Here is a 12,781-nt window from a genome sequence, read left to right as displayed (position 1 = left end):
TACATTCTTTGATGAAAAAAACCGCCCTGTTGGGCGGTTTCTGTTTTGGGACTCTTCATGTTTGAAATCGGTATTAACCTCACCAGTAATCAGTTTGATAAGGATCGTCCGCAGGTCGTTGAAAGAGCCAGAACGGCCGGTCTGAGCGGTATGTTGATCACCGGCACGTCCGCACAGGAAAGCGTTGAAGCGCAGAAGATGGCGATGGAATATCCGGATTTCTGCTGGTCGACGGCGGGCGTGCATCCGCATCAGGCGAGTGACTGGACCGAAGACATTGAACGCAGTATTCGTGAGCTGGCTGCATTGCCACAGGTTGTCGCGATCGGCGAATGCGGGCTGGATTTCAACCGTAACTTTTCTCCGGCAGACAGTCAGGAAGCGGCGTTTACCGCGCAACTGTCGCTGGCGAAAGAGTTGCAGTTGCCGGTATTTTTGCACTGCCGTGATGCCGGAGAGCGGTTTGCCGCGTTGATCAAACCCTGGCTACCGGATTTGCCGGGCGGCGTAGTCCACTGTTTTACCGGTACGCGCGAAGAGCTGGAACTTTATCTGGCTCTCGGGTTATCGATTGGTATTACCGGCTGGGTGTGCGATGAACGTCGCGGGCTGGAACTGCGCGAAATGCTGCCACTGATCCCTGCTGACCGGCTGATGCTGGAAACTGATGCACCTTATCTCTTGCCGCGTGATATGGAAAATAAGCCGAAGAATCGCCGTAACGAACCGGCTTTCCTGCCGCATATTGTGAATCAGGTGGCGATGTGGCGGGATGAAGACCCGCAATGGCTGGCAGATATCACGGATGAAAATGCGCGTAAGCTTTTTTCGCTGCCCGTACGTTGAAATTGATGCGTTGAAATAATGCCCCTGAAATAAAAAAGCACCGGCTACCGGTGCTTTTTTATCAGGACGTCAAAGAACGCAAATCAGATTTTCTGAAAATGCGTATTTTCGATGCTCTGACGGACCGGCTGGTTTATCAGGTTCAGCATCAGCAGTGAACGCGCTTCGCCATCGGGTTCGGTATATATGGCTTCGATACCGGTGAAAATCCCGTCGGTAATCACGACATGGTCGCCTTCATACGGCGTCTCGGGGTCGCGGTATTCAACCGAAGGCGGTTCCATCAGCTGTTTGATAACGTCCGGCTGAACCGTCGCCAGTTTTGCACCGAATCGGATGAAGTGACTGACGCCACGCGTCGCGTTGATCGTCGTGGTATGGATCCGCTCAGGGTCGAACTCGATGAACATATAATTCGGAAACATAGGTTCGCTGACGGCCGTACGGCGTCCGCGCACCATTTTTTCCAATGTGATCATCGGTGTCAGGCAGTTAACTTCCTGGCGCTCCAGATGTTCTTTCGCGCGAAGCAGCTGACCACGTTTGCAATAGAGTAAGTACCAGGATTCCATAGTTTCCCACATTAAAACGTTGAGCGGGGCAGCATACCAAAAGCCGCTCATGAGATACAGACAGTGCAAGTCAGTGCAGACGCTTGCTGATTGTCGGCCCGTTATCTTTTATTATCGAAGAAAAGCGCGGTCTTATCCCCTCTATTCGTCCTAAATTAATCAGGAGAAGTCTCATGGAGTTGTTCTTGCTGAGTAACGGTAAACTCTCAGGTGAATCCGAGTTACTGGGTTATGCAAAAGAGCGTATTCAGGCAATGTTGCAGGCGAAAAACATCTGTTCTGCTGTTTTGATTCCTTACGCCCTGATCCGCAGTGATTATGACGCCCGTGCGAAAGAGCTTTCGGAAGCGCTGGGTATTAAAGTAGACAGCATTCATCACGACGCCAGCCCTGCCCAGGCCATTGCCAGCGCAGAATGTATTTTGATCAGCGGCGGCAATACCTGGATGCTCAACCAGCTGCTGCATGAAAATGGCCTGATTGTGCCGATCCAGCGTGCAGTGCGTGAACGCAATGTGCCTTACATCGGCTGGAGCGCGGGGTGTAACGTAGCCACGCCAAGCATTCGCACCACCAATGATATGCCGGTTCGCAACTCTGTGGTTTTGCCTTCTCTGGGTCTCTTCCCGGTACAGATTAACCCGCACTATATCGATGCGCATTTAAGCGGTCATATGGGGGAAACGCGCGATGAGCGTATTGCCGAATTCTGTGCGGTTAATCCGTCGGAGTCCGTGCTGGCATTGCGTGAAGGCAGCCTGTTGCAGATTTCCGGCAATACTCTGAGCTATTTCAGCGCGAAAGGGCAGGGTTTCAAAGTATTCCGCCACGGGCAGGAAACGCAGGAATATCAGGATACTCAGGCCATACAGCCGCTGGTGCCTTTTAACTGTCAGTAACGCTGTTGCTCAGGCACATCCGCATCGCCAGACCTGCAGCGTTTAAGTCTGGCGGTTATACTGCTTTTTCGTTATCAGTGTTTACCTGCTGATAACAAAAAGACAGCAACAACACCGGAGAGGCTCTATAATGCCCTCCTTCAACCCGGCGACTCAGAATCAGCATGAAATACCGTGATTTACGTGACTTCCTCTCGTTACTTGAAAAGAGAGGCCAACTGAAACGCATCAGCCAGTCTGTTGACCCTTATCTGGAAATGACCGAAATTGCCGATCGCACTTTGCGGGCAGGTGGTCCGGCGTTGCTGTTTGAAAATCCGAAAGGTTATGACATGCCCGTGCTGTGCAATTTGTTCGGCACGCCGCAGCGTGTGGCGATGGGCATGGGGAAAGAAGACGTCAGCGCGCTGCGTGAAGTGGGTGAATTGCTGGCGTTTCTGAAAGAGCCTGAGCCTCCGCGGGGTTTCCGTGATTTATACGATAAGGCACCCAAGTTTAAACAGGTGCTGAATATGCCGACCAAAGTGCTGCATTCCGCACCTTGTCAGCAGCAGATTTGGGAAGGCGACGCGGTTGATATCACGAAGATCCCGGTGATGCAGTGTTGGCCGGAAGATGCGGCGCCACTCATCACCTGGGGCCTGACCGTAACCCGTGGCCCGAACAAACCGCGCCAGAATCTCGGCATTTATCGCCAGCAGGTTCTGGGCAAAAACAAAGTGATTATGCGCTGGTTATCGCATCGCGGTGGCGCGCTGGATTATCAGGAATGGTGCCAGCAGAATCCGGGAAAACGCTTCCCGGTGAGTGTCGCGCTCGGCGCGGATCCGGCCACCATTCTTGGCGCGGTGACGCCGGTGCCGGACACGCTGTCTGAATATGCTTTCGCAGGTTTGCTGCGCGGCAATAAAACCGAAGTTGTGAAGTGCATTTCCAACGATCTGGAAGTCCCGGCCAGCGCCGAAATCGTGCTGGAAGGGTATATCGAACCGGGTGAAATGGCGCCCGAAGGCCCTTATGGCGACCATACCGGCTACTATAATGAAGTGGACAGTTTCCCTGTTTTCACGATTACGCACATAACGCAGCGTAAAGACGCCATTTATCACTCCACCTACACAGGCCGTCCGCCGGATGAACCTGCGGTGCTGGGCGTCGCACTCAATGAAGTGTTTGTGCCGATTTTGAAGAAACAATTCCCGGAAATTGTTGATTTTTATCTGCCACCGGAGGGTTGCTCCTACCGTCTGGCGGTCGTTACCATGAAGAAGCAGTACGCCGGTCATGCGAAACGCGTCATGATGGGAGTCTGGTCCTTCCTGCGTCAGTTCATGTACACCAAGTTTGTGATTGTGTGTGATGACGACGTGAATGCCCGCGACTGGAATGACGTGATTTGGGCGATAACTACCCGGATGGATCCTGCGCGCGATACCGTACTGGTGGAAAATACGCCCATCGATTATCTCGATTTTGCCTCTCCGGTTTCGGGACTTGGCTCAAAAATGGGGATGGATGCGACCAACAAATGGCCGGGTGAAACGCAGCGTGAATGGGGGCGTCCGATTGTGAAAGATCCGGAAGTCACCGCGCGTATCGACGCCATCTGGGAAGAACTCGCTATTCTTAATGATAAAGACGATGCGAAAAAATAATCGAATCTTTGTCCTACGCTTTGCTTTGATGACCCACAGAGGGAACGCATGACAATATTGAGCTGTAAAGTGACCTCGGTTGAGGCGATAACGGATACGGTTTACCGTGTCCGGCTGGTTCCGGAAGCGCCTTTTACTTTCCGCGCGGGCCAGTATCTGATGGTGGTGATGGACGAGCGTGATAAGCGTCCGTTCTCTCTGGCCTCAACGCCTGCTGAAAACAACGTCATTGAGCTGCACATCGGCGCGTCTGAGCTGAATTTGTACGCGATGGCAGTGATGGATCGCATTCTGAAAGAACAGGCGATTACTGTGGATATTCCCCACGGCGACGCCTGGTTGCGCGAAGATGGCGAGCGTCCGCTGGTGCTGATTGCCGGGGGGACCGGATTCTCCTACGTCCGTTCGATTCTTATTACCGCACTTGAGCAGCAACCGCACCGTGATATCTCCATTTACTGGGGCGGGCGTGAGCTGAAGCATCTGTATGATCTCGGCGAGCTGGAAGCGATGAGCATTAACCATCCTAACCTGAAAGTAATCCCGGTGGTTGAACAGCCGGAAGAGGGCTGGCAGGGTAGAAGCGGAACGGTGCTGAGTGCGGTGATGGAAGATTTCTCATCACTGTCTGAGCACGATATTTATATCGCCGGTCGTTTTGAAATGGCAAAAATTGCCCGTGAACGTTTTGTTGCGGAGCGCGGTGCGCAGGAAGACCGTCTGTTTGGCGATGCCTTCTCTTTCATCTGATTGAGATTTAGAGATAGAGATGAAAAAGCCCGCCCCTGACAGGCGGGAAAACGGCAACTAAAACGGGAAGAACAAGATTTAAAAAGCGGGCATTTAGCCCGCTTTTTCTTTTTTACAGACTTACGTCAGATGCGTTCGAAGACGGTGGCGATACCCTGACCTAAACCGATACACATGGTGGCGACGCCAAACTGCACATCGCGACGTTCCATCAGGTTCAGCAAAGTCGTGGAAATACGCGAACCGGAGCAACCGAGCGGATGTCCGAGCGCGATTGCGCCGCCGTTCAGGTTGACGCGTTCTTCCATCGTTTCGAGCAACCCCAAGTCTTTTACGCACGGCAACGCCTGCGCGGCAAAGGCTTCGTTGAGTTCGAACAGGCCGATGTCCTGCACGCTCAAACCGGCGCGTTTCAACGCCAGACGCGTTGCAGGAACCGGACCGTAACCCATAATCGACGGGTCGCAGCCGACCACCGCCATTGCACGGATGCGGGCGCGGGCTTTCAGTCCTAAAGATTTGGCATGGGATTCGCTCATCAGCAGCATCGCTGAAGCACCATCGGACAGGGCAGAAGAAGTCCCCGCCGTGACGGTGCCGTTCACCGGATCGAATGCCGGACGAAGGGCTGCCAGCGTGGCGACCGTGGTTTCCGGGCGGATGACCTCGTCGAAATCATAACGGGTCAGCACCCCTTCGGCGTTATGGCCTTCGGTCGGAACAATTTCATTGGCGAAATGACCGGCGACCGTGGCGGCATGTGCACGCTGATGAGAACGTGCGGCAAATTCATCCTGCATTTCACGGCTGATCTGATGCATCTTCGCCAGCATTTCTGCGGTCAGCCCCATCATCCCCGCCGCTTTCGCCACGGTTTTGCTCAGGCCCGGATGGAAATCCACGCCGTGACTCATCGGGACGTGGCCCATATGTTCCACGCCGCCAATCAGACTGACTTGTGCGTCGCCGACCATAATAGCGCGGGCCGCGTCGTGAAGAGCCTGCATGGAAGAACCGCACAGACGGTTGACCGTGGTCGCAGGAACGCTATGTGGAATCTCCGCCAGCAGCGACGCGTTACGGGCAATATTGAAGCCCTGTTCCAGCGTCTGCTGTACGCAGCCCCAGTAAATATCATCAATCGATTTGGCATCGACCGACGGGTTGCGTACCAGCAGGGCGCGCATCAGATGTGCCGATAAGTCTTCAGCCCTGACCTGGCGGAATGCGCCGCCTTTCGAACGACCCATCGGCGTGCGGACTGCATCAACAATGACTACGTTTTCCATGATTTCGGTCCTTATGCCTGATTGCCGGTGCTGAGATTTTCCAGCGGAGCTGCAACCGGATAGTAACTTTCATTGGTTTGCGCTTTGGCGCGTAACCCTTCTGGTGCCTGATACATCGGCCCCAGATGTGCGTACTGTTCGGTCATTTTCAGATATTCGGCGGTGCCGAGGGTATCGAGATAACGGAACGGGCCACCGTGGAACGGAGGGAATCCGAGGCCGTAAACCAGTGCCATATCGGCTTCTGCCGGGCTGGCGATAATGCCTTCTTCCAGGCATCGAACGACTTCGTTAATCATCGGTATCATCATGCGGGCAATGATGTCCTGCGGTGAGAAATCGGAATGTGCAGGTTTCAGGTTTTCAGCTAACAGGCTGATCGCCTGATCGTCGACGTCTTTACGCGGCTTGCCTTTGCTGTCCTGGCTGTAACGGTAAAAACCCAGTTGGTTTTTCTGACCAAAGCGGCGGTTGTCAAATAAGACGTCCACGGCGTCACGGTAATTGCGTGCCATACGCTGCGGGAAACCGGCGGCCATAACGGCCTGCGCGTGGTGCGCGGTATCGATGCCCACGACATCCAGCAAATAAGCCGGGCCCATCGGCCAGCCGAACTGTTTTTCCATCACTTTGTCGATCTGGCGGAAATCGGCACCGTCGCGCAGCAGCAGGCTGAAGCCCGATAAATACGGGAACAGCACGCGGTTAACAAAGAATCCCGGGCAGTCGTTGACCACGATCGGTGTTTTGCCCATCGCCAGCGCGTAAGAGACGATGCGCGAAATTGTTTTGTCCGAGGTTTTCTCGCCACGTACGATTTCAACCAGCGGCATACGGTGAACCGGATTGAAGAAGTGCATACCGCAGAAGTTTTCCGGACGTTTCAGCGAGGACGCCAGCTGATCGATAGGAATGGTTGAGGTATTCGAGGCCAGAACGGTGTCGGCGCTCAGCAGAGATTCCGCTTCAGCCAGTACCGCCGCTTTCACTTTTGGATTCTCTACCACAGCTTCGACCACCACATTGGCGCGTTCGATGCCGCTGTAATCCAGCGTCGGATGAATGGTCGACAGCACTTTTGCCATCTTCATGCCGTCCAGCTTGCCGCGTTCCAGCTGTTTATTCAGCAGTTTAGCCGCTTCACTCATGCCAAGCGTCAGGGACTGTTCGCTGATATCTTTCATCACAACCGGCACGCCTTTCAGCGCAGACTGATAAGCGATACCGCCGCCCATAATCCCCGCGCCGAGAACGGCAGCCTGCGCAGGTTTTTCACAGTCTTGTGCCAGTTTTTTGGCTTTGCCTTTCACGAACTGATCGTTAAGGAAAATGCTGACCAGTGCGCGTGCTTCTTTAGATTGCGCGAGAGGAACAAAACTGGCGGTTTCCAGCTTAAGTGCTTCTTCACGGCCAAGGCGCGCAGCAGCTTCGATCGTTTTCACCGCGGTCATCGGTGCCGGGTAATGCTTCCCGGCATTTTGCATGACCATGCTTTTCGCCACGCTGAAGCTCATCGCCGCTTCAACCTTGCTGAGTTTCAGAGGCTGAAGTTTCGGTTCGCGGCGGCTGTGCCATTCCAGTTTCCCCGCGATGGCCTGTTGCAGCACGCTGATACCGGCATCGCGCAGTTTTTCTGCATCAACGACCGCATCCACCAGCCCGATTTTCAGAGCATCTTTGCCGCTGATATTTTTGCCTGCGGCGATAATTTCCAGCGCGCTGTCTGTACCAATCAGGCGCGGAAGGCGCACCGAGCCGCCAAAGCCCGGCATAATGCCTAAGCTGGTTTCCGGCAAACCGATGCGCGCGTCAGCCGTAATGATACGGAAATCGGTGGCCAGTACGCATTCGCAGCCTCCGCCCAGCGCATACCCGCTGATGGCAGAAAGCGTCGGGACCGGTAAATCTTCCAGGCGGTTGAAAATGCTGTTGGCGAAATCCAGCCACTCGTGCAGTTTTTCCGCCGGTGCGTTAAACAGAGATAAAAACTCGGTGATATCCGCACCCACAATGAAAGCGGATTTCGCTGAACTGAGCAGCAAGCCTTTCAGCTCGGACTGTTTTTCCAGTACCGCAATGGCTTCGCCGAGGCTGGCGACCGTTTGGGTATCGAGCTTGTTCACCGAGCCCGGAGCGTCAAACACCAGCTCAGCAATACCGCCATCGAGCCAGTGCAGATGTAATGTTTCGCCTTGGTAGAGCATGTGTCTCTCCTGAATCATCTGGGATGATCTGGTATGACCAGATGCTTTCGAGTGTGGTTTTTATGTTAATAATTTGCAAATTAGATGTGTTTTATTTGCAGGCAAGATCACAAACCTTCCAGGACTATGGTCACGGTGAGGCTGTGGTAAGATGCTGCATCGTCTTTCCGGTGAAAAAAGGACAGTTGGATGGAATCGCTTACTACGCTTTATAAAGAACATATCGCCACGCTGCAGGCGCGTGCCCGTGAAATTCTGCAACGTTCTCAGCTTGATGCGTTACTCATTCACTCCGGTGAACTGATAACGACCTTCCTTGATGATCACAGTTATCCCTTCAAAGTTAACCCGCAATTCAAAGCCTGGGTGCCGGTCACTAAAGTGCCGAACTGCTGGCTGTGGGTGGATGGCGTTAATGCGCCGAAGCTGTGGTTCTATTCGCCGGTGGATTACTGGCACAGCCATGAGCCATTGCCTGAGAGTTTCTGGACCAAAGAAATTTCGCTGACGCCGCTGGCAAATGCGGACGATATTAAAGGCCAGTTGCCGGTGGATCTGAAGCGCGTGGGCTATATCGGCTCCAGCCAGGATCGCGCCATCAGCATGGGCGTTCCGGCATCGAACGTGAACCCGAAAACGGTGCTGGACTACCTGCATTATCATCGCGCCTACAAAACTGATTACGAGCTGGCCTGTATGCGTGAAGCGCAGAAAGTCGCCGTAAGCGGTCACCGTGCTGCGAAAGAAGCGTTTCTGTCGGGGATGAGTGAGTTTGATATCAATCTCGCGTATCTCACCGCGACCGGTCACCGCGACACTGATGTGCCTTACGACAACATCGTGGCGCTCAATGAACACGCTTCCGTGCTGCATTACACCACGCTTGATAACCAGCCTCCGGCCGAAATGCGCAGTTTCCTGCTTGATGCGGGCGCAGAATATAACGGTTATGCCGCTGACCTGACGCGTACCTATGCTGGAAAACCTGACAGCGATTTTGGCGCATTGGTTAAAGATCTGAACACCGAACAACTGGCGTTAATTGATTCGATTAAATCCGGTGTGCGCTATACCGACTATCATGTTCAGATGCACCATCGCATCGCCAAGCTGCTGAAAGCGCACAAGCTGGTGGTCGATATCAGCGAAGACTCGATGGTTGAACAGAACCTGACCGGGCCTTTCCTGCCGCATGGTCTTGGGCATCCGCTGGGGTTGCAGGTTCATGATGTTGCCGGTTTTATGCAAGATGATCAGGGCACGCATCTGGCCGCGCCTTCGCAATATCCCTATCTGCGTTGTACGCGTGTGATTGAACCACGAATGGTTCTGACCATCGAACCGGGCCTCTATTTCATTGATTCGCTGCTTATGCCGTGGCGCGAAGGGCAATTCAGTAAGCACTTTGCCTGGGATCGTATTAATGCAATGAAGCCATTTGGCGGGATCCGTATCGAAGACAATATTGTCATTCATGACAATCGTATCGAGAACATGACCCGTGATCTGAAGCTGGCCTGATGCAGCCGTATTCCGTCCCCGCTGAACCGGTCAGTTACAGCGAAGAAATAAAGAAGAGCCGTTTCATCACCTTGCTGGCAAGAACGGAAGGCGTTGAGGCGGCGAAAGCTTTTGTTCAGGACGTCAGAAATCAACATCCGGCAGCGCGTCATCACTGCTGGGCATTTGTGGCTGGCGCGCCGGATGATTCTCAGCAACTGGGCTTTTCCGATGATGGTGAACCTGCAGGCACAGCGGGCAAACCTATCCTCAGCCAGCTGATGGGAAGCGGGGTGGGAGAAATAACCGCCGTCGTTGTGCGTTATTACGGCGGCATTATGCTGGGCACCGGCGGGCTGGTGAAAGCCTACGGTGGCGGCGTCCAGCAGGCATTAAAGCTGCTGGTGGTGCAGCAAAAAGTCCCTCTGGCGGAGTACGCGGTGCAGTGTGATTACAGCCAGTTACAGCTGGTGGAAACGCTGCTCTCGCAGGTTGGCGGGCATATTTTACGCAGTGAATACGGGGCTTCGGTCGATCTCGTTCTGGCTTTGCCTGCCGCACAGGCGCAGGCCGCAATCAGTCAGCTTTTCGATATCAGCCGTGGCGCGCTCATCTTGCGTCCGGTTTCTTAAATTTTTCTATGGTTAATTCGCTGAGGAACGCACCAGCATGCATTTTCGTGCCATAACACGCATCGTCGGGGTGCTCGTCATCCTTTTCTCCGGAACGATGATTATTCCCGGACTGGTCGCTTTAATTTACCGTGATGGTGCGGGGCGTGCATTCAGTCAGACCTTCTTTGTTGCTCTGGCCATTGGGTTATTCCTCTGGCTGCCCAACCGTAAGCAAAAAAGCGAGCTGAAGCCGCGCGAAGGATTCCTGATTGTCGTGCTGTTCTGGACGGTGCTGGGCAGCGTCGGGGCATTGCCGTTTCTGTTCTCCGAGCGACCCAATCTTTCCCTGACGGATGCGTTCTTCGAATCCTTTTCAGGTCTGACAACGACGGGCGCGACAACGCTGGTCGGACTGGATTCCCTGCCGAAAGCGATCCTTTTCTACCGGCAGATGCTGCAATGGTTTGGCGGCATGGGGATCATTGTGCTGGCGGTGGCGATTCTGCCGATACTGGGCGTCGGGGGGATGCAGTTGTATCGTGCCGAAATGCCGGGGCCGTTGAAAGATAACAAAATGCGCCCGCGAATTGCTGAGACGGCCAAAACGCTGTGGCTTATCTATGTGCTGCTGACGATTGCCTGTGCGCTGTCACTCTGGGGCGCGGGGATGTCGGTTTTCGATGCCATCGGACATAGCTTTTCAACCATTGCTATCGGTGGTTTCTCGACGCACGACGCCAGTATCGGTTATTTCCACAGTGGCACCATTAATACGATTGTCGCCGTTTTCCTGCTTATCTCCGGTTGTAACTATGGCCTCCACTTTGCTGTGCTGAGCGGACGCAACCTGAAAGTCTACTGGCGTGACCCGGAATTCCGGATGTTCATCGGCGTGCAATTTACGCTGGTAGTGATCTGTACGTTTATTTTGTGGATCCATAATACCTACGGCTCAGGACTGGAAACGCTGAATCAGGCATTCTTCCAGGTGGTGTCGATGGCAACGACGGCAGGGTATACCACCGACAGCATTTCCAAGTGGCCGCTGTTCCTGCCTCTTCTATTATTGTGTTCTGCGTTTATTGGTGGCTGTGCGGGTTCGACCGGCGGCGGTCTGAAGGTTATCCGTATCCTGCTGCTCTATTTACAAGGCACGCGGGAACTGAAAAGACTGGTTCACCCGAATGCGGTTTACACCATCAAGCTGGGTAACCGCGCATTACCGGAACGTATTATTGAAGCAGTATGGGGTTTCTTCTCGGCTTACGCGCTGGTATTTATTGTCAGCATGCTGGCAATAGTGGCGACGGGCGTGGATAACTTCTCTGCTTTTGCCGCAGTCACGGCCACGCTCAATAACCTGGGGCCGGGGCTGGGCGTCGTGGCAGATAACTTCGCATCAATGAATTCCGTGGCGAAATGGATCCTGATTGTCACGATGCTCTTTGGCCGCCTTGAGGTCTTCACATTATTAGTGCTGTTCACGCCGACATTCTGGCGCGAATGAGTTTTTTGAAAGGGAATAAGAATGAAAGCGTTGATCCTCTACTCAAGCCGTGACGGCCAGACTCATGCCATCGCTTCCTTTATAGCAAATGAGCTGAAAGAGAAGTGCAACTGTGATGTTGTCGATCTGGCTCACGCGGGCCACGTTGATTTAAAGCATTACGACCAGGTCATGATCGGCGCGTCCATTCGCTACGGTCATTTTAATGCTGTGCTGGATAAGTTCGTTAAGACGCATTCGAAAACGCTGAATCAAATGCCTTCTGCATTTTTCGGCGTGAACCTGACAGCCCGTAAGCCGGAGAAGAGAACGCCGCAGACGAATGCCTATGTGCGCAAGTTCCTGCTGACGTCACCGTGGGAACCGGCAATCTGCGGTGTCTTCGCCGGAGCATTACGTTATCCGCGTTATCGCTGGTTTGATAAGGTGATGATCAAACTGATTATGCGAATGACAGGCGGCGAAACGGATACGAGTAAAGAAGTTGAATACACTGACTGGCAACAGGTGGCTAAATTCGCTAAAGATTTTGGGCAGATATCGTTTAAAAAATCGCACTAATGCGGGCTTAATAGACGTTTAGGACAAAAAGAAAGCATTCGGAAAGTTTTTTGAAATTAAGGGTTGCGGCCTTCTGAGAACTCCCTATAATGCGCCTCCACTGACCGGGAACAACGACTCCTCTAACGAGAAGCAAGTCGCCCAGTCAGGAAGAATCAACCCGGTGAAAACGCCGCATCTTGTAAAAGAAAATGGTTGACTCTTCAGGGAGAAAGAGTATTATCTGCCTCCCACGTTGCTGAGTTAATTCTCGAAACGTACGCTCTTTAACAATTTATCAGACAATCTGTGTGGGCACTCACAAGACGATATCAGCCACTTCGGTGGCAAAAAATATCAAGTCTTAGAGTGACCAAGCAGTAATTCATTTAGTGAATTATTACG

The 12,781-nt window shown here is 53.3% G+C and carries 11 protein-coding genes; 8 read left to right on the top strand and 3 right to left on the bottom strand.

The window, feature by feature from the left end:
• Positions 1–57 precede the first annotated feature (57 nt).
• On the top strand, positions 58–846 hold the full coding sequence (tatD, locus tag GW579_RS21830; RefSeq protein WP_152324828.1) for a 3'-5' ssDNA/RNA exonuclease TatD: 789 nt from the start codon (positions 58–60) through the stop codon (positions 844–846).
• 83 nt (positions 847–929) lie between these two features.
• Here the strand turns inward: tatD and rfaH are convergent, their stop codons facing one another.
• Positions 930–1,418, bottom strand: a complete 489-nt coding sequence (gene rfaH, locus GW579_RS21825; protein ID WP_193333097.1) for a transcription/translation regulatory transformer protein RfaH — start codon at positions 1,416–1,418, stop codon at positions 930–932.
• Positions 1,419–1,591: 173 nt separating this feature from the next.
• Here rfaH and pepE point away from each other — a divergent pair, with 173 nt between their 5' ends.
• The 3 genes from pepE to fre all read left to right on the top strand — a co-directional run bounded on the left by pepE (position 1,592) and on the right by fre (position 4,722).
• Positions 1,592–2,317, top strand: coding sequence for a dipeptidase PepE (pepE, locus tag GW579_RS21820; protein ID WP_165061815.1), 726 nt, complete (start codon positions 1,592–1,594; stop codon positions 2,315–2,317).
• A gap of 164 nt (positions 2,318–2,481) precedes the next feature.
• A complete protein-coding gene (gene ubiD / locus GW579_RS21815) occupies positions 2,482–3,972 on the top strand; it encodes a 4-hydroxy-3-polyprenylbenzoate decarboxylase (RefSeq protein WP_165061812.1) in 1,491 nt (496 codons plus the stop codon).
• A 48-nt stretch (positions 3,973–4,020) separates the two neighbouring features.
• Positions 4,021–4,722 carry an NAD(P)H-flavin reductase gene (gene fre, locus GW579_RS21810; RefSeq protein ID WP_165061809.1) on the top strand — a complete coding sequence of 234 codons (702 nt, stop codon included), beginning with the start codon at positions 4,021–4,023 and terminating at the stop codon, positions 4,720–4,722.
• A 125-nt stretch (positions 4,723–4,847) separates the two neighbouring features.
• Here fre and fadA read toward each other — a convergent pair whose 3' ends face one another.
• Complete coding sequence (fadA, locus tag GW579_RS21805) at positions 4,848–6,011, bottom strand: acetyl-CoA C-acyltransferase FadA (protein WP_152324833.1); 1,164 nt, start codon at positions 6,009–6,011, stop codon at positions 4,848–4,850.
• 11 nt (positions 6,012–6,022) lie between these two features.
• The gene (fadB, locus tag GW579_RS21800) at positions 6,023–8,215 is read right to left on the bottom strand and encodes a fatty acid oxidation complex subunit alpha FadB (RefSeq protein WP_165061807.1); all 2,193 of its coding nucleotides are present in this window, start codon (positions 8,213–8,215) and stop codon (positions 6,023–6,025) included.
• Between the two features lie 189 nt (positions 8,216–8,404).
• On the opposite strand from fadB, the gene pepQ reads away from it, so the two are divergent.
• The 4 genes from pepQ to hemG are packed head-to-tail and all read left to right on the top strand — an operon-like array spanning position 8,405 to position 12,397.
• A complete protein-coding gene (gene pepQ / locus GW579_RS21795) occupies positions 8,405–9,736 on the top strand; it encodes a Xaa-Pro dipeptidase (protein WP_165061805.1) in 1,332 nt (443 codons plus the stop codon).
• Positions 9,736–10,347: an IMPACT family protein gene (locus GW579_RS21790; RefSeq protein WP_165061803.1), complete on the top strand. Its 612-nt coding sequence runs from the start codon at positions 9,736–9,738 to the stop codon at positions 10,345–10,347. Before pepQ ends, GW579_RS21790 begins: the two co-directional genes overlap by 1 nt.
• A gap of 37 nt (positions 10,348–10,384) precedes the next feature.
• Positions 10,385–11,836: a Trk system potassium transporter TrkH gene (trkH, locus tag GW579_RS21785; RefSeq protein ID WP_101079360.1), complete on the top strand. Its 1,452-nt coding sequence runs from the start codon at positions 10,385–10,387 to the stop codon at positions 11,834–11,836.
• Between the two features lie 21 nt (positions 11,837–11,857).
• Positions 11,858–12,397, top strand: a complete 540-nt coding sequence (gene hemG / locus GW579_RS21780; RefSeq protein WP_152324837.1) for a menaquinone-dependent protoporphyrinogen IX dehydrogenase — start codon at positions 11,858–11,860, stop codon at positions 12,395–12,397.
• The last annotated feature ends 384 nt before the right edge of the window (positions 12,398–12,781 follow it).

The organism is Rahnella contaminans, assembly GCF_011065485.1.
Classification (GTDB): domain Bacteria; phylum Pseudomonadota; class Gammaproteobacteria; order Enterobacterales; family Enterobacteriaceae; genus Rahnella; species Rahnella contaminans.
Note: the sequence above shows the minus strand (reverse complement) of the source record. Positions and strands in the feature narration are given on the sequence as shown.

Bases quoted from the DNA above. Each gene is read 5' to 3' on its own strand.
- tatD (WP_152324828.1), top strand. From the start codon at position 58: ATGTTTGAAATCGGTATTAACCTCACCAGTAATCAGTTTGATAAGGAT.
- rfaH (WP_193333097.1), bottom strand. From the start codon at position 1,418: ATGGAATCCTGGTACTTACTCTATTGCAAACGTGGTCAGCTGCTTCGC.
- pepE (WP_165061815.1), top strand. From the start codon at position 1,592: ATGGAGTTGTTCTTGCTGAGTAACGGTAAACTCTCAGGTGAATCCGAG.
- ubiD (WP_165061812.1), top strand. From the start codon at position 2,482: ATGAAATACCGTGATTTACGTGACTTCCTCTCGTTACTTGAAAAGAGA.
- fre (WP_165061809.1), top strand. From the start codon at position 4,021: ATGACAATATTGAGCTGTAAAGTGACCTCGGTTGAGGCGATAACGGAT.
- fadA (WP_152324833.1), bottom strand. From the start codon at position 6,011: ATGGAAAACGTAGTCATTGTTGATGCAGTCCGCACGCCGATGGGTCGT.
- fadB (WP_165061807.1), bottom strand. From the start codon at position 8,215: ATGCTCTACCAAGGCGAAACATTACATCTGCACTGGCTCGATGGCGGT.
- pepQ (WP_165061805.1), top strand. From the start codon at position 8,405: ATGGAATCGCTTACTACGCTTTATAAAGAACATATCGCCACGCTGCAG.
- GW579_RS21790 (WP_165061803.1), top strand. From the start codon at position 9,736: ATGCAGCCGTATTCCGTCCCCGCTGAACCGGTCAGTTACAGCGAAGAA.
- trkH (WP_101079360.1), top strand. From the start codon at position 10,385: ATGCATTTTCGTGCCATAACACGCATCGTCGGGGTGCTCGTCATCCTT.
- hemG (WP_152324837.1), top strand. From the start codon at position 11,858: ATGAAAGCGTTGATCCTCTACTCAAGCCGTGACGGCCAGACTCATGCC.